The organism is Micromonospora thermarum, assembly GCF_012034245.1.
GTDB lineage: Bacteria > Actinomycetota > Actinomycetes > Mycobacteriales > Micromonosporaceae > Micromonospora > Micromonospora thermarum.
In genome coordinates, this window is record NZ_JAATEO010000048.1 from 1 (window position 1) to 15,371 (window position 15,371).

Below are 15,371 nucleotides of genomic sequence, written 5' to 3' on the forward strand. Positions count from 1 at the left end.
TGCCAGCCGCGCTCCGCCGGACGACGGCCACGACGGAAAGCACCGCCGTGGCCGTCGCATGTCGTCTCACCCTGCCGTTCGTTGCACGGACCGGGGTCAGCTCTTGAAGGCATCCTTGATCTTCTTGCCGGCCTGCTTCACGTTGGCGCTGGCCTGGTCGCCGCGGCTCTCGGCTTCAAGCCGCTCGTCGCCGGTAGGAGACCCAGCCGCGGTTGCCGCGAACCTTGTTGGCCTCGACGATCGCGGTGCGCAGCGCGTAGCCCTCCAAGGCGATCGCGATCAGCAGGACGGCGACGGCGATCAGGGGTGAGGTGAGCTCGTGCGGGTCGCTGATCTTGTGGTAGCCCCCGTAGAGGGCGTACAGGCCGCCGAGGGTGAAGAGGATGATCGCGACGAGGAACGCTAGATGTAGCGCTCCCGGGCGTACCCGAACGGGTGCAGGGCGGACGGGGCGCGGCGGGCGCGCTTGCCGCCGACCAGGAGCAGTGCCTGGTTGGTGGAGTCGGCGACGGAGTGCACGCCCTCGGCGAGCATCGACGCGGACCCGGTGATCGCGGCGGCGACGAACTTGCTCACCGCGATGCCGAGGTTCGCCGCCAGCGCCGTCACCACCGCCTTGGTGCTGCCCTTTGCCGCCATCAGTAGTTCCCGCTCGCCGGAGTGTGGGTGGTCAGTGTGCCAAAGGGGCGCGGCGGGCCGCGCCGGCGCAGGTGGGGGCTGCGGCGGTGCCGGCAGCAGGCCGCCGGCCCGCCCCGGAAGGGGCTGGGCCGGCGGAGGCAGCGGTGTGACGGTCAGGGGATGCGGCGGCGGCCGTAGGCGCCGGCGGCGATCGTCACGCCGATGGCGGCGAAGGCGACCTGGATGGCCAGCTCGATCCAGTCGACGCCGCGGGTGTCATCGACGCCGAGCGCGCCGGCGACCAGGGTGCCGAGGATCGCGGCGACCACGCCAATGAGCAGGGTGAGCCAGATCGGGATGTTCTGCTTGCCCGGCACCACGAGGCGGCCGAGCGCGCCGATGATCAGACCGATGATGATCGCGGTGAAGAAGCCGGTGACTTCCACGAGAGGTGTCCCTCCAGAAGGGGGTTGTCGTCGGCTCCGATCATTGCCCTGCCGCGCAAGCACCAAAACCACCGCCACGCCAGCCACCTCCCGGGCGCGACGGCTCAGGCAGGCGGATGCCCGGCGGTCGAGGAGGTTCTCGTGCCGCCGGGCATCGGCGGTGCTGCTACTTCGCGCCGGTGAGGGCGACCAGGGCGCTGGCGGTGCGGAAGTAGGGGTTGCGGCCAAGGTCGCCGACGGTGGTGATGTTGAAGGCATCCTTGAGCAGCTTGGCGTCGCCGTCGCTGACCCCGGCGAGGGCGGACACCGGGGCGTCGACGATCTCGGTGAGGGTCTTGTCCTGATAGGCCTTGTCGACCAGCTCGCTGAGGTCGGCGGTGACGGGCATGCGCACACTCCTTCGAAACCCCGGTCGGGGTACTCCGACCGGATGCGGACAAACCTACCGAATTAGATCACGAACGTCGTCGTACCGGTCCACTGTGGAACCAGCGCTCAGGCTTCCTCGTCGCCGCCCTCGTCGTCGCCGAAGGAGTCGAACACCTCATCGGCGACCATGCCACCGGCGAAGCCGAGCGCGGCGCCGCCCACCACGCCGGCGGCGACGGCGCCCATGCCGGGGCCGCCGTGCCGTTCGTGGTGGTGTTCCTCCTTGTAGTGACCGCCTGGGTGGCCGTATGCGGCGTGCCCGTAGCCGGGGGCGCCGTAGCCCTGGGCGGGTGGGGCGTAGCCGTGGCCGGCGTGCAGGCTCTGGTAGCCGTCGAGGGCCTGGCGGACCCAGGTGTCGACCTGCGCGGCCCAGTCGACGCGGTCGGCGTCGGCATGCGCGGCGTGGTAGCGGCCGAACGAGTCGTGCCCGCCGGTGAACAGGCCACCGCGCTTGTCGAATTCGAGAACGACGTCCACGCCGTGCTCGTTGGCGACGAAGGTCAGCTCGACCTCGGCCGCGCCGTGGGCGTACTGCGGCGCCGCGTAGTACTCGATCTCCTGGTAGAACGGCAGCGTTTGCTGCAGCCCGGCGATGTGGCCGCGTTCGAGGTCGGCGCCCTTGAACCGGAAGCCGAGCCGGCCGAACGCCTCCAGGATGCGCTCCTGGACCGGCAGCGGATGCACGTACACCGGGTCGAGGTCGCCCTTGTCGACGGCGCCGCGGATGGCCACCTCGGTGCGCAGGCCCATGGTCATGCCGTGCAGGTGCTGCCCGTACAGGTCGGTCACCGGGGTCTCCCACGGCACCGGGACCTGGAACGGCAGCGACAGGTGCTGCCCCTCGCGTAGCTGCAGGCCACCGGTGACGCCGACGCGGTGGAACTCGACGAGGGCGTCGTACTCCTCCTCCGCGCCCTCCATCTCCACCCGGGTGACCAGGCCGACGGTGATGTGGTCGATCTCCACATCGTGGCTGCCGCCGGTCAGGTTCACCTGCCCGCCCAGCATCAGCCCCGGGCGGGTACTCGGATTGGACAGGACCGCATCGACGCTGGGGCCGCCCACCCCGAACGCGCCCAGCATCTTCTTGAACACCACGAGCGTCTCCCTCGACGACAGCCAACGCGCGACACCCGGCTCCCGTGGAACTTCCACCCAGAAACCCTTGCGCCGCAACGAAAACGACGACGTCCATACTGGATGCCATCAGGCCGGGAACCTACCAACGCAACCTGAGAAGTAGCTGAGCGTTTTCGTTCGGTTACTGTCCGGTCGCAGCGGTGCGGCATGACGTTCGCCGGGCTGCGGCGACCGCACGAACGCGGCTATGGCCCGTTCGCCGGGCTGGTCGGTCAGCGGCTGGTGTCGGCCTCGTCGCCCTCGTGTCGATCGCCACGGGCGGGCGTGGTGCGCAGGCGGACGCGGGTGATGGCCCGCCCCGTCACCTCCGTCACCTCGGCCGTCAGGCCCGGCAGCTCGATCACCTCGCCGGGGGTCTTCGGGATGTGGCCGAGGTGCGCGAGGATCAATCCGGCCACCGTGGTGTAGTCGCCGGCCTCGAGGGTGTCCTCGTCGAGGTCGACGCCGACGTCCGGCAGGTCGTGCAGCGGGAAGCCGCCCGGCAGCAGCAGCGACCCGTCCGGCTGCCTTACGACGGCCTGCACGTCCCGGTCGGTCTCGTCGTAGATCTCCCCGACGATCTCCTCGACCAGGTCCTCCATCGTCACGATCCCGTCGATCGAGCCGCGTTCGTCCACGACGAGGGCGAACTGCTGCCGCTGCTGGCGCATCTCCCGGATCGCCTCGGTCACCTTCAACGTCTCCGGCAGATACAACGGCGGGCTGGCGTGCCCGGTGACCGGGCCGTCCTGGTCGAGCAGGTCCCGCATGTGCACCACGCCGACCGTGTCGTCCAGGCCGCCGCGGCCCACCACCGGGGCGCGGGTCTGCCCCGACTTGCCCAGCTCCCGCAGTGCCTCAGGAGCGGACAGGGACGCGGACAGGGTGACCACGTCCCGGCGCGGGACGAGGATTTCCCGCAGGATCCGCTCGGCGACCTCGAACGCCCCCGAAATGATCATCCGGTGTTCGGGGGTGAGGCTGCGCTGCGCGGCGACCATGTCCCGCAACTCCTCGGTCGTGACCTCCCCCCGCCGGGCGCGGGGGTCACCACCGGTCAGCCGCACCACGGCGTCGCTGGCCGTGCTCAGCAGCCACACCACCGGCCTGGACGCTGCCGACAGCGCGTCGAGGGGCCGGGCGACCAGCAGCGCCCAACCCTCCGCGCGTTGCATCGCGATCCGCTTGGGCGCCAGCTCACCGAGCACCAGGGTGACGAAGGTCAACAGGATCGTAACGATGACGATCGACACCGGCTCCGCCGCCGACCCCAGGAACCCGAGCGGGCCGACCAGCGGCGCGGCGAGGGAGACCGCGGCGGCCGCCGAGGCGAGGAACCCGGCCAGGGTGATGCCGATCTGGATGGTGGCCAGGAACCGGTTCGGGTCCCGTGCCAGCTTCGCCAGCACCCGCCCGGCCCGGGAGGGACGCCCTCGATGGTCAGCCCGCGGGCCTGGGCGTCGGCGAGGTACTCGTCGATGTCCCGGCGGGGGTCGACCAGCACCGGGCGCTTCGTGGTGTCGTCGGCGATCAGGTACGACGCCTGGGGCAGGCAGTCCAGGTAGTACTGGGTGAACAACATCTGCCAACTCCTTCTACAGCGATGGTGGCCAATGGAACCACCTCTTCACTTATACCCCCTAGGGTATACGTTCTGCCACCGTAACCAACGTCGCCCCTGGTAGGGCCCTTCGGCCCTGTGCGACTCGAGGCGCTCATTGGCAGCCGCAGCCGCTGTCCCAGCGGTGAGGACAGGCCCGGACGACAAGCGGGACCAGGGGGAGCAGGAAGCGGTCGTGGCGCCGCGGACCGTGCCGAGTGGATTCGGACTGTTGGGTGCAGGGGACGTACGGGCCCTACGCCGCTGGCCGCGCGTCGGTGGACGGTGGTGACACCTCGGCGACGATTTCGGGGTCCCAGCACTGCTCGCCGCACCGATCGGCGTGGACGGCGATGATCCTGGTGTCGGGTAGCCGTCCAGCGAGTCGGGCCAGGCTCTGACGTAGCTGGTTGCGGTGTTCGTCGGTGGACACGGGGTTGCCGGCGCAGTCGGCGTGCCCGGCGATGACCAGGGTGGCGCTGCCGTGGGCGCGCTGGGAGATCTGCACCTTCTCCAGGAGAACGTCCAGGCATCGCTCGCCGGTCGTGGCCAACACCGCCTCTGGTCCGGGCTCGGTGATCGTGTCGAGGTATTCGACATCGAGGTGGTTTCGCGCCCACTCGTCCAGGGGGCGCTGGATGCGCCCGTCGATGCAGGTGAACATGGTGGCGAATCGGTCAGGCACGGTTACAGCACCTCCTGAGGAACGGGCGGTCGGTCGGGCCCGGACATCGTCTGACGCGGCGGGCTGGATACCTCGTTTCCGGTCGCCGCTAGGGCGGCGGTGATGTCACGGTGCACGTGACCCGCGTCGCGGATGGGTCGCCACACGCCGGCCCGGTCGAGCAGGTCGCGCACCGGCCCCCGAACGGTCGCCAGATGGAGGACCACGCCGCGCGCGGCAACGCGTTCGCGCAGTTCTACCAGGGCGTGGGCGCCGTCCGCGTCGGTGTCGCTGATCGCGCTGGCGTCGAGCACGATGGCCTCCGTGCCCTCTCGCTGTTCGGCCAGTGTGAGCAGCCGATCCTCGAGAAGTTGGGCGTTGGCGAAGTAGAGCGGGCCGTCCACGCGGACGATCGCGACCCGGGGATCGGTGCTCAGGCCGGTGTACCGGGCGACATTGCGGTACGTGTCCGTGCCCGGCACCCGACCGAGTTCGGCGGTGTGCGGCCGCGCGGAGCGCCACAGGAAGACCCCGAGGCTGAATGCCACGCCGGCGGCGAGACCGGGCTCGACCCCGAACATCAGGGTGACCAGGAACGTCAGGGCCAGAGTCAGACCGTCGGACCGGCGGGCCCGCCACGCGGTGACCGCCCCCTTGCGGTCGACCAGGCCGAGTACGGCGACCACGACGATCGCGGCGAGTACGGCCTTGGGCAGGTGGTAGAAGGCGGGCGTCAGCACGAGCGCGGTGAGCGCCACCATCGCCGCCGTGACCACCGTCGCCACCGGCGTGCGGGCGCCGGCGGAGAAGTTGACCGCGCTGCGGGAGAAGCCGCCGGCCACCGGGAACGCCTGGAACAGCCCGGCCGAGACGTTGGCCGCCCCGACCGCCACCAGTTCCTGGTTGGGGCTGACGTGCTGGCGGGACTTCGCCGCGAGGGCCTTGGCCACGGCGATGCCCTCCATGTAGGCGACCAGTGCGATGGCCACGGCCGCGGGCAGCAGCGCCTGGATGTCGTGCGCGGACAGCGTGGGCAGCGCGGGCGCCGGGATGCCGCCGGGGACGTCGGTGAGGATCTTCACGCCGCGCTCGCCGAAGGACAGCGCGGCGCTGACCACGGTGAGTCCAGCGACGACGAGCAGCGCGCCGGGCAGTTTCGGCACGTACCGGCGTAGCAGCACGAGTCCGGCGACGCTGGCCAGCGAGACGAGGATCGTCAGCCCGTGCGCGGTGGTCGCCGAGTGCCAGACCGATTCGACGATCTCCGGGAAAGTCTCCGCCCGGCCGGCCTTGAGTCCGAACAGGTCCTTGATCTGGCTGGCGGCGATGACGACCGCGGCGGCGGAGGTGAACCCGGACAGCACCGAGTGGGACATGAAGTTAACCAACACGCCGAGGCGCAGCACGCCCATCAGTGCCTGGATCGCACCGACCAACAGGGCGAGCAGGCCGGCCAGCGCCGCGTACCGGGCCGGGTCGCCGTCGGCGAGGGGGGCCAGTGCCGCGCTGGTCATGAGCGCGGTGATGGCCACCGGCCCGACGGCGAGGGACCCGGAGGTGCCCAGTAGTGCGTAGACCAGCAGCGGCACGATCGAGGCGTACAGGCCGGTGACCGGGGGCATGCCGGCCAGCGCGGCGTAGGCCATGCTCTGCGGTACCAGCATGACCGCTACGGTCAGGCCGGCGATCAGGTCGTGGCGCAGGGTGACCCGGTCGTAGCGGCGCAGCCAGCCGAAGAGTGGCAGCACCCGGGCCAGGCCGGAGCGGTCCTGCTGGATGTAACTGGTCGCGCTCATGCGCGCCTCCCTTCATTACGCAGCCGGGCGAGGGAGGCGTTGACGTCGCAGCCTGCCCCGCGGTTGTAGGGCAGTCGGGACAGCATTGCGCCCATCGCGCAGGTGTTGGTCAGCGCCGCGAAGGTCAGACCGGCCCCGATGAAGCCGGCGACGAACCGTGCTGGCGGCAGCCAGATGCTGGCCACGACCGACAGCAGGACGATGCCGCCGGCGATCAGGCGGACCTGGCGCTCCAGGCTCCACCGTTCACGGCCGCGCTCGACCGGACCGCCTGCGCTGATCCAGGCGTTCATCCCGCCGGTGATCACGGTGGCTCCGGACAGCCCGGCGTTGACCAGCTTGGTGCAGGCCTGAGTCGCGCGGTTGCCGGACTGGCACATCAGCAGCAGCCGGCCGCCGGCGTCGTTGACGATCCGTCCCAGGTGCGCGTCGACCTGGTCCAGCGGCAGGTTGATCGAGCCGGCGACGTGGGCGGTCTCGAACTCCCCGGGCGTGCGCACGTCGACGATCAACGTGTCGGGGTTGTTGGCCAGCAGCGCGCGGGCGGTGGCGACGTCGATGGCGGACGTTGCGTTCTTGGCGTTCATGTAGCACTCCATGATCAGTTGTTGGGTGGTGGCCCGGTGGGGCGGAGGGATCCACCCCGCCGGCGAGTAGCGGAGACGGTCAGTGGGTGCGGGCGGCGACCACGTCGGCGACGCCGGCGCCGGTCAGCACGACGGGCTGGTAGCCGTCGCGGGCCAGGAGCGTGGCGGCGATGGCGGCGCGTCGGCCGCTGCCGCACGCGACGAGCACCGGGCGGTCGGGGTCGATCTCGGCGGGTACGCCCTCTGTGATCAGGTCAGGCAGGAAGCGCTCCACCGCTCCGTCCAGCCGCACGGCCGCACGTTCGCTGGGCATCCGCACGTCGAGCACCTGGGCGGTCGGGTCGGCGAGCCGATCGACAAACGTGGGTACGTCGACCAGTTCAAATTGCTCGGTCGCGGCCTCGCCGAGGTCGCGAACCACTCCCCGCACGGTGTCGATGCCGATCTGGGTGAGCTGCGTGACCGGCTCCGTGACGTCCTGGCCGGGCTCGGCCACGAGGACGATCGGTGCCTGGTACGGCAGAAGCCAGCCGGCCCAGCTGCCGAAGTCGTTGGCGATCTCGATCCCGACCGAGCCAGGCAGGAAGCCGGCGGCCTGCACCGTGCGGGGGCGAACGTCGAGCACCTGCGTCCCCTCCGGCTGATCGGCCAGATCGGCCAGGTCCAGCTCGGGCACGGTCAGTGCCGGCATCGGTGGGACGCCCAGCGTGTTCGCCGGCCCCATGTACTGGTAGAACGCCGGGATCGGCATCGGCGCGGCGAGCAGCTGGTCGGCGAACTGCTCCACGTCGCTCACCGCCAGCAGCGGGTTGCCATCCAGCTCCTCGCCGATGGTGGAGGTGTAGCGGCCGGCCCCGGTGGCGGTGCAGAAGGAGCCTTCACCGTGCGTCGGAAGCAGGGCGATGTCGCGGGGCAGGCCGGCGAGGCGGTGCAGCGAGCCGTGCTGCAGCTTGGCGAGGGTCCGGGCGCGGGCCGGGCCCAGCAGGTCCGGCCGGCCGGCCGAGGCGACCAGCAGACTGCCGCCGGAGAACACGGCAACCGACTCCCCGTCGATGAGCACCAGGTAGCTGGTGTGCTCGGGGGTGTGGCCCGGGGTGTGGATCGGGCGGATCGTCAGGCCCTCGGCCTTGATGTCCTCAAGGTGGAACGCTGCAGTGTGCGGGTAGGCGGCAGCCGCTGCGGCGGGCAGCACCAGCTCGGCGCCGGTACGCAGCGCCGCCTGCTCACCTCCGGAGACGTAGTCGTTGTGCAGGTGGGTTTCCAGCACGAACCGCAGCTCGACGTCGCGTTCGGCGACCGCGTGCAGGAACCGGTCGATATCGCGCTGCGGGTCGACCAGGACGCCCTTTCCCTCGTGGGTCAGCAGGTACGTCTGGTCACCCAGGCCCGGGGTGCGGAATGACACGAGATCCATGGGTGGTCCCTCCTCAAGGTCCCCGGGCGTATACCCCCGGGGGTAACTGCCTCGAGTATGTACGAATGAACGGACAACTGCAAACCCCGACGTCCGCGGCCACCATCGGGGAGGCCGGTACGCTTGTCTGGTCAACCAAACAACTCACGCGAAAATGGCTAGCTCCTGTGGCAGACCACACGTCGGCGCGTCCCCTCGACCGCAGCCTCCCGCTCCCGCTCTGGGCGCAGCTCCAGGAAGACCTGATGCGGCGCTTGGAGGCCAAGGCGTTCAGCGGGACCTTCCCCGGCGAGCACCAACTGGCCAGCGAGTACGACGTGAGCCGGCAGACCGTGCGCGAGGCGCTGCGCCGGCTGCGCCAGGCTGGGATTCTCGACTCGCGACGGGGGCGCCGGACTGACGTGCGGACAGCCCGCATCGAGCAGCCGCTCGGTGCGCTGTACTCGCTGTTCAGCGAGGTGCAGGCGCGCGGTATGCGCCAGCGCAGCGAGGTCCTCGCTCGCGGAACGCGCCGGGATCCGGCGGTGGCGGACCGGCTGGGCATCGATGCCGACACCGAGTTCGTGTATATCGAGCGGCTGCGGTTCGCCGACGAGCAGCCGCTCGCCCTGGACCGCACCTGGCTGGTTGCCTCGCTCGCCCGGCCCCTACTGGAGGCGGACCTGACCGCGACCGGGGTCTACGCCGAGCTATCCCGCAGCGGCGTGCGGTTCACGGAGGGGCAGGAGCGCATCCATGCCGTCGCGCCGACCGCAGATCACCGCCGCCTCCTCGGCCTCGGCCGGGGGGCGGCGCTGCTGGCCATCGACCGGATCAGTCGGGTCAACGGTGACCCGGCCGAGTGGCGCGAGACGCTCGTGCGCGGTGACCGCTTCAGCGTCGTGGCGAACTGGGCTCCCCACACCGCCTACCAGATGGCTGTTGCCGATGGTTCCCCGCTGGGAGCTGCCCTGACGAGATCGGCCGATTGAGGTCAAGCCGTTGGGAGCAGGGCGCCGAGGCCGGCCATTGCCAGCAGCGTTGCCGCCGCCGCTACGCCGGCCATCATCCGACGGTCCAGCGCGCGCCCGGAACGTGCCGCCGCCACCGTCAGGCGGTAACGCCGTTGCGTCCGGGTGAACAGGAAGATCCCGACGAGCAGTCCGAACCGGCCGGGAACGGCGAGGGCGCGCCCATGCGACACAACCCGTAGATGAGCAGCGCGCCGACCCCGGCAAAGGCCAGTGCGGTGCGCTGCCAGGCGAGGTATGTGCGTTCGCTCTGTAGGCCCGCGTCGATGACCTTGGGCGGGTGCGTGGGCTGGCGACGCCTCATCCCTGCCCCCGCACCACTTCCAGGAGCACGAAGCCCAGCGACAACACCATCACCACGGCCAGCCCGACACCGACCACCCGCGGAAGCAGCGACGGTGGCAGCGACTCGCCGAGGCGGATCGCCCGCTCGCGGCGTTCCCACCGGGCGTAACTCGTGCCGGCTATGACGATCGCCAACAGGATGAGGATGATCCCGAGCAGGTGCCGGGCACCCGCGAACGCGAAGTCCGGCACGATCTGAACGACCGCCACACCGCCAGCCAACAGCGCGAGCGACGTACGGACCCAGGCGAGGAACGTACGCTCGTTTGCCAAGCTAAAACGATAGTCCGGCGTCTGACCCACCTCCTCGAGAGGGGGGACGGTCCCGTCGCGGACGAAACAGGCGGATGCCTCTCAAGTCAACCCACGCCGGTCGGCGAACGCGATAGCCATGTCGGTTCCTCCGTGTCAGACACTGATCGCCCATCGGACTGCCGTGCGGCCCAGGCTCCTGCTCAGCGGCCATGCGCCCTCGCGACTTCCCGGGCGCCGACCATCACAGTTCCCAGCTCCGTCAGATGCCGGATACCGGCCACAACAGCGTTAATACCCACGGGGGTATACGCGCCAGCCATCGTAGCATCCGGCCCTACATACCCCCCGGTGTACTGTTGGTCTGAACGGTAGAGGAGCTGAAGATGCAGGTTGATGAGAGCGCGGTCCGGGACGTGATCAAGAGGCTTCGCCGCGCCGAAGGCCAGATCCGTGGTGTCATTGGCATGCTCGAGGACGGTCGAGACTGCGCCGACGTGGTGACTCAGCTCGCGGCGGTATCGCGGGCACTGGACCGAGCCGGATTCAAGATCATCGCAAGCGGGCTGCAGCAGTGCGTCAGTGGCGCCCCGGGAGAGGACCAGAAGGCCAACCTCGAACAGATGGAGAAGCTGTTCCTGTCGCTCGCGTAGCCGCATCTGCCGGCAGCACGTCGTCGAGGCGGGACGTCGCAACAATGACTGCACGTCCGCGTCGAAGGCCGTGCTACCGGCTGGCAGACACCGCGGACCGGCTCATTTGCGGCCAATCCCAGCACCCGGCGGACCTTGCAGGTCATGCCTACCGGCAGCGCTGTGGGTGGTAATGGTCCGCAAGGATGTGGCCGGGCACGTTGATGCAGCGCTGCCCTGGTAGGGACTTGCATATGGGGCAGGCGCGAAATTCCGGCCCCTCGGGGCACGGATGTCCCAGTGCACAGACCGCTTGGCTGATCTCGTGGGCTGCCATATGAAGGCCGTCGTCGTCATGCACTACGGCCCGTTCATGGATTCGCACGAGCGCGTCTCGCAGGCGCTGGAGTGCTTCCTGGTCCGAGGCCATGCCTCATTCTCCCTACTCCCAGTGCCCTCTGTCGGCGTTGGCAAAGTCGATCTACTTGTCCTGCCCGTTATTCCCTGCAGCCCAAACGCTCGTGAGCACGTAACGCGGGCTGAGCGCCGCGACCCAGCGAAAGCTAGCTTTTCGCTGCGGACTCCCGAGAGGGATAGACCCTGCGGATCGAAGGAGAGCCAGCTGCCACGCACGGGCCGGCGACCAGGCACGGCGGAGACCCGGGCGGCCATCCTCGCCGCGGCCCGGAACGCCTTCGCGGCCCGGGGGTATGACGGTGTCTCGATCCGGCAGGTCGCGTCGGGGGCAGCCGTGGACCCCGCTCTGGTGCACCACTACTTCGGCAGCAAGGTCGGGCTGTTCCGGACGGCCCTGCGTACGGCGGTCGATCCGGAGGGGCTGTTGTCGGACCTGTTCGCCGGTGACGTGGACACCCTCGGCCAGCGGCCACATCAGCCGACCGATCGCCGCGCCGCGCACGAGTGGCGCAGGTGATGGACACGATCCGGCGAACTCCCGTCCGCTCGCACAACTACTCGAAATGCCGGTTGATATTGCGCGGCTCGACGGGAGTGCCAATCTTCGTCGTCGACAGCAGCCCGTGATCCTGCCAGCGTCGCCGACCGCCTCCCGCTCCGTCTGTTGTAGCACCAGATGAACGCGCTGCACCTGTGCGGCTGGCGGGCCGGTTGCTGTTGCGCCTCAGGCGTCGGGATCGATGTCCATTACGAGGAGCTGTGAGCTCCAGCACGACGCAGCGATTCCCTGTCGCAGAGGAGTTCCCATGCGTTTCCGTCCATCGCTCGCCGCCGGGGCGGCGTTCGCCCTCCTCGTGACGCTCAGTCCATCAGCTGCTTCGGCTGTCGTCGATGTCGGGTCGCCGGGTGTCGACCGGCTCGATGTCCGCCGTACGGCCGACTCGGTGCGACCGACCGACGCGCAGCTCAAGGCGGCGCGGGAGTTGATCGGGGCGGCGGGCGCCGGCACGCGGGTCGACTGGGATCGGCGGTTCGGCACGCCTCGCACGATCCGCAAGGCCGGGGGATGGCTCACCGGTCCCCGCTCAGGCGACGCCGCCGCCGTGGCCCGGTCCTTTGTCGACGCCAACCGTGACGCCTTCGGTCTCACGTCGGCGGACGTGGCGGCGCTCACCGTCGTGCGGAACCACGAACTCGTCGGCACCGGCACCCACGTAGTGAATTTCGCGCAGACATATGCCGGACTACCGTCACTGCGGGGCGGGCGGCTGGGCGTGACGGTAACCAGGGACGGCACAGTCCTGTCCTACGCGGGCAACTCAACGCGCAGCGGTGGGCTCACCGCTGCGCACAGGCTGTCCCCGGCGCAGGCGCTGCACGGCGTGGTCGGCAATCTCGCCCCGGGCGTCGCGTACTCGGCGCAGCCGGTCGGGGAGCGGGCGGGGTTCCAGGTCTTCGCCAAGGGCCCCTTCGCCGCTGAGTCGTACGTGCGGAAGGGCGCGTTCCCGACCCGCGACGGGGCTCGCCCGGCGTACCGGGTGCTGTTCGTCAAGGCGCTGGACCAGGCGTGGGACGTCGTGGTCGACGCGGCGACCGGGGAGACGCTGTACCGGGCGTCCCTGGTGGCGCACGACGCCGAAGGCACGGTCTACGAGAATCATCCCGGAGCGCCGGCCGGCGGCGCGCCGGTCGTCAAATCGTTCGGACCGACTGCCCAGTCGCCCTCCGGGTACGTCGACCCGACGGGGTTGGCCGGCGTTCAAGGGGTAACAACGATCGGTAACAACGCCGACACGTACGCCAACTACTCGAACTTCCTCGTGCCCGCCGACCAGGGCCCGCGGCCGGTGAGCCCGACCGGGCAGTTCACCTACACCTACGGTGCCAACTGGACGCGCACGCAGGGGCAGACCGTCCCGCCGAGCTACGTCCAGGACCTTGACGCGGCGGCGACCAACCTGTTCTGGCACCACAACCGCATCCACGACGAGTTCCGTGCGCTGGGCTTCACGGAGTCCGGGGGCAACTTCCAGGCCAACAACGGCGCCCACGGCGGCCAGGGCGGCGACCCTATCCTCGGGCTGGTGCACGCCGGGGCGGTCAGCGGCGGCGCGCCCTCCTACACCGGCCGGGACAACGCCTACATGCTCACCCTGCCCGACGGCATCCCGCCGTGGAGCGGCATGTTCCTGTGGGAGCCGATCAACGACACATTCGAAGGGCCGTACGCGGACGGGAACTTCGACGCATCCGTCATCGAGCACGAGTACGCGCACGGGCTGTCCAACCGCTACGTCAGCGGTGAGGACAACGCCCTCAACACCCACCAGTCCGGGTCCATGGGCGAGGGCTGGGGCGACTGGTACGCCCTGAACTACCTCCACGGCAACAAGCTCGCCACCACGGCTGTGGTGGGCCAGCACGTCACCGGCAACGCCGACCGCGGCATCCGGAACTGGAGTTACGACAAGAACCCCACCGGGTTCGGTGACATCGGCTACGACCTCGGCGGCGCCGAGGTGCACTCCGACGGGGAGATCTGGACGGCGATCCTGTGGGACATGCGCAAGGCGCTCGTCGCCCGCTACGGCGAGACGGCCGGCGGTGACATCGCGGCACGGCTGGTCACCGACGCGATGCCGCTGTCCCCGGCCGACCCGTCCTTCGTCGACATGCGCGACGCGATCCGCACTGCGCTGGACAACCGCTACCACACCAGGTCGGACTACGCCGCGCTGGTGAACGTCGTCTACGGCGCCTTCGCCAAGCGGGGCCTCGGCGTGCACGCCTCCACCGACGGCGGTGAGGACACCGACCCGGCACCGTCCTTCGCGCACGTGAACCCGGCCCGCAACGGCACCCTGACCGGCACCGTCGTCAACGCCGCCACCGGCAAGCCGATCCCGGGCGCCCGCATCATCCTCGGCGTGTTCGAAGCGAGGGTGACGCCGCTACGCACGTCGTCCACCGACGGCGGGTTCTCCGCCCCGGTGACCGCCGGCACCTACCCGGTCACGATCACGGCCGAAGGCTTCGGCTCCCGCACCTTCCCGGGAGTGAAGGTCACCGCCGGTAAGACTTCGGCCCTGCGGTTCGCGCTCGCCCCGAACCTGGCGTCGGCCGCCAATGGCGCCACCGTCGCCTCGGCCACCGCGAGCGGCGCCGAACGGCTGATCGACGACACCGAGGCGAGCAGCTGGAAGGCCGCCACGGACACCGGCAACGCCGTCATCAAACTGGCCGCACCGGCGCAGATCTCCTCGGTCCAGGTCAGCGCATTCACGACTTCCCGGTTCGAGGGGCTGCGCGGGTTCACCCTGCAGACCTCGACCGACGGGACGAACTGGCAGACCGTCCTGACCCAGCCGGACGCGTTCGGCTACCAGACGCCGCGCCCCACCGCCCCCGACCTGCACTACAAGCAGTTCACCCTGGCGAAGCCGGTGCAGGCCCAGTATGTGCGGTTCTGGACCGACAGCGCGCTCGGCGAGACGAAGACCGACGTACAGGTCGCCGAGCTGCAGGTCTTCTCCCAGAGCGCCACCGGCGTCGAGCCGCTGCCGCCGTCACCGCCGGACGCGCCGGTCACCGAGACAGGGATCATCCTGGCCGGCAACCCGTCCACCGGCACGGCCGACGACGCCACCGGCGTCACCGCGACAGCGTTCAAGTCCACGTGCACCGTTCCGGTGGCGCCGGCACAGGGCGCGGACGGCTGGGTCACGAGGCTGCCCGACAGCTTCGGCGACGGAGCCCACGAGGTGCAGGTACGCGGCGACACCGTCGCCCCGTACGACTTCGACCTGTACTTCTACGACGAGTCGTGCACCCTGCTCGGGTCCGCGGCGTCCGCGGCCGCCGACGAGTCCGGCACGATCCCGTCCGGAACCCGCTACATCCTGGCCCAACTGTGGCTCGGCGCCGCCGTACCCTTCACAGTCACCGCCACGGACACCAGGTGAGGTTCGGGCGCGTACTGGCTCCGACGGACTTCGGTGGCGATCGCCGAGGTCCGTCGGAGCCGAGCGCGAGCTCTGCATGG

16 protein-coding genes and 2 pseudogenes are annotated in these 15,371 nt (G+C 70.1%); 5 read left to right on the forward strand and 13 right to left on the reverse strand.

All coding sequences use genetic code 11. The features are described 5' to 3' along the window. Positions 1-310: hypothetical protein (locus HCJ94_RS31310; protein WP_309227461.1), on the forward strand; the 310-nt coding region annotated here is incomplete at its 5' end. 92 nt (positions 311-402) lie between these two features. On the opposite strand, the gene HCJ94_RS31315 is transcribed toward HCJ94_RS31310, so the two are convergent. The 10 genes and pseudogenes from HCJ94_RS31315 to HCJ94_RS27595 all read right to left on the reverse strand — a co-directional run bounded on the left by HCJ94_RS31315 (position 403) and on the right by HCJ94_RS27595 (position 8,673). Then, a complete protein-coding gene (locus HCJ94_RS31315) occupies positions 403-639 on the reverse strand; it encodes a cation diffusion facilitator family transporter (protein WP_309227462.1) in 237 nt (78 codons plus the stop codon). A 152-nt stretch (positions 640-791) separates the two neighbouring features. Continuing rightward, positions 792-1,064 carry a GlsB/YeaQ/YmgE family stress response membrane protein gene (locus tag HCJ94_RS27555; protein ID WP_168003962.1) on the reverse strand — a complete coding sequence of 91 codons (273 nt, stop codon included), beginning with the start codon at positions 1,062-1,064 and terminating at the stop codon, positions 792-794. Between the two features lie 166 nt (positions 1,065-1,230). Beyond that, positions 1,231-1,452 (reverse strand): hypothetical protein, encoded by a 222-nt coding sequence (locus tag HCJ94_RS27560; protein ID WP_168003938.1) that lies wholly within the window; start codon positions 1,450-1,452, stop codon positions 1,231-1,233. A 107-nt stretch (positions 1,453-1,559) separates the two neighbouring features. Further along, positions 1,560-2,591, reverse strand: a complete 1,032-nt coding sequence (locus HCJ94_RS27565) for a sporulation protein (RefSeq protein WP_168003963.1) — start codon at positions 2,589-2,591, stop codon at positions 1,560-1,562. A 254-nt stretch (positions 2,592-2,845) separates the two neighbouring features. After that, positions 2,846-4,042, reverse strand: a pseudogene (locus tag HCJ94_RS27570) (hemolysin family protein); the annotation flags it as partial. Then, positions 4,039-4,194, reverse strand: a pseudogene (locus HCJ94_RS31320) (MBL fold metallo-hydrolase); the annotation flags it as partial. The pseudogenes HCJ94_RS27570 and HCJ94_RS31320, both read right to left, overlap by 4 nt. Positions 4,195-4,468: 274 nt before the next feature. Next, positions 4,469-4,897, reverse strand: a complete 429-nt coding sequence (locus HCJ94_RS30615; protein ID WP_240944564.1) for a carbonic anhydrase — start codon at positions 4,895-4,897, stop codon at positions 4,469-4,471. A 2-nt stretch (positions 4,898-4,899) separates the two neighbouring features. Continuing rightward, entirely contained in the window at positions 4,900-6,672 is a 1,773-nt protein-coding gene (locus HCJ94_RS27585) for a SulP family inorganic anion transporter (protein WP_168003939.1), read from the reverse strand. Further along, the gene (locus HCJ94_RS27590; protein WP_168003940.1) at positions 6,669-7,259 is read right to left on the reverse strand and encodes a rhodanese-like domain-containing protein; all 591 of its coding nucleotides are present in this window, start codon (positions 7,257-7,259) and stop codon (positions 6,669-6,671) included. Before HCJ94_RS27590 ends, HCJ94_RS27585 begins: the two co-directional genes overlap by 4 nt. 79 nt (positions 7,260-7,338) lie before the next feature. After that, on the reverse strand, positions 7,339-8,673 hold the full coding sequence (locus HCJ94_RS27595) for an MBL fold metallo-hydrolase (RefSeq protein ID WP_168003941.1): 1,335 nt from the start codon (positions 8,671-8,673) through the stop codon (positions 7,339-7,341). A 65-nt stretch (positions 8,674-8,738) separates the two neighbouring features. Between HCJ94_RS27595 and HCJ94_RS27600 the strand changes: the two genes are divergently transcribed. Beyond that, positions 8,739-9,644 (forward strand): GntR family transcriptional regulator, encoded by a 906-nt coding sequence (locus tag HCJ94_RS27600; RefSeq protein WP_168003942.1) that lies wholly within the window; start codon positions 8,739-8,741, stop codon positions 9,642-9,644. Between the two features lie 2 nt (positions 9,645-9,646). Here the strand turns inward: HCJ94_RS27600 and HCJ94_RS27605 are convergent, their stop codons facing one another. Genes HCJ94_RS27605 through HCJ94_RS27615 form a run of 3 tightly spaced genes read right to left on the reverse strand, consistent with a single transcriptional unit; the run spans position 9,647 to position 10,301 of the window. Continuing rightward, entirely contained in the window at positions 9,647-9,856 is a 210-nt protein-coding gene (locus HCJ94_RS27605; RefSeq protein WP_168003937.1) for a hypothetical protein, read from the reverse strand. Next, positions 9,763-9,987 (reverse strand): DUF202 domain-containing protein, encoded by a 225-nt coding sequence (locus tag HCJ94_RS31595; RefSeq protein ID WP_168003943.1) that lies wholly within the window; start codon positions 9,985-9,987, stop codon positions 9,763-9,765. Before HCJ94_RS31595 ends, HCJ94_RS27605 begins: the two co-directional genes overlap by 94 nt. Then, a complete protein-coding gene (locus HCJ94_RS27615; RefSeq protein WP_205802020.1) occupies positions 9,984-10,301 on the reverse strand; it encodes a YidH family protein in 318 nt (105 codons plus the stop codon). The genes HCJ94_RS31595 and HCJ94_RS27615 overlap by 4 nt, the downstream gene beginning before the upstream one ends. Positions 10,302-10,666: 365 nt before the next feature. Between HCJ94_RS27615 and HCJ94_RS27620 the strand changes: the two genes are divergently transcribed. From HCJ94_RS27620 to HCJ94_RS27630, 3 genes are all read left to right on the forward strand, one after another. Beyond that, a complete protein-coding gene (locus HCJ94_RS27620) occupies positions 10,667-10,933 on the forward strand; it encodes a metal-sensitive transcriptional regulator (RefSeq protein ID WP_168003945.1) in 267 nt (88 codons plus the stop codon). Positions 10,934-11,285: 352 nt separating this feature from the next. Continuing rightward, complete coding sequence (locus tag HCJ94_RS27625; RefSeq protein WP_168003964.1) at positions 11,286-11,846, forward strand: helix-turn-helix domain-containing protein; 561 nt, start codon at positions 11,286-11,288, stop codon at positions 11,844-11,846. A gap of 289 nt (positions 11,847-12,135) precedes the next feature. Beyond that, positions 12,136-15,291, forward strand: coding sequence for a M36 family metallopeptidase (locus HCJ94_RS27630; protein ID WP_168003946.1), 3,156 nt, complete (start codon positions 12,136-12,138; stop codon positions 15,289-15,291). Positions 15,292-15,371 lie beyond the last annotated feature (80 nt).

What these genes read in the sequence shown, in the direction of transcription:
- HCJ94_RS31595 (WP_168003943.1), bottom strand. Translation starts at nt 9,987, where the DNA reads ATGAGGCGTCGCCAGCCCACGCACCCGCCCAAGGTCATCGACGCGGGC.
- HCJ94_RS27620 (WP_168003945.1), top strand. Translation starts at nt 10,667, where the DNA reads ATGCAGGTTGATGAGAGCGCGGTCCGGGACGTGATCAAGAGGCTTCGC.
- HCJ94_RS27630 (WP_168003946.1), top strand. Translation starts at nt 12,136, where the DNA reads ATGCGTTTCCGTCCATCGCTCGCCGCCGGGGCGGCGTTCGCCCTCCTC.
- HCJ94_RS27625 (WP_168003964.1), top strand. Translation starts at nt 11,286, where the DNA reads ATGGATTCGCACGAGCGCGTCTCGCAGGCGCTGGAGTGCTTCCTGGTC.
- HCJ94_RS31315 (WP_309227462.1), bottom strand. Translation starts at nt 639, where the DNA reads ATGGCGGCAAAGGGCAGCACCAAGGCGGTGGTGACGGCGCTGGCGGCG.
- HCJ94_RS27600 (WP_168003942.1), top strand. Translation starts at nt 8,739, where the DNA reads ATGAACGGACAACTGCAAACCCCGACGTCCGCGGCCACCATCGGGGAG.
- HCJ94_RS27585 (WP_168003939.1), bottom strand. Translation starts at nt 6,672, where the DNA reads ATGAGCGCGACCAGTTACATCCAGCAGGACCGCTCCGGCCTGGCCCGG.
- HCJ94_RS27590 (WP_168003940.1), bottom strand. Translation starts at nt 7,259, where the DNA reads ATGAACGCCAAGAACGCAACGTCCGCCATCGACGTCGCCACCGCCCGC.
- HCJ94_RS27560 (WP_168003938.1), bottom strand. Translation starts at nt 1,452, where the DNA reads ATGCCCGTCACCGCCGACCTCAGCGAGCTGGTCGACAAGGCCTATCAG.
- HCJ94_RS27595 (WP_168003941.1), bottom strand. Translation starts at nt 8,673, where the DNA reads ATGGATCTCGTGTCATTCCGCACCCCGGGCCTGGGTGACCAGACGTAC.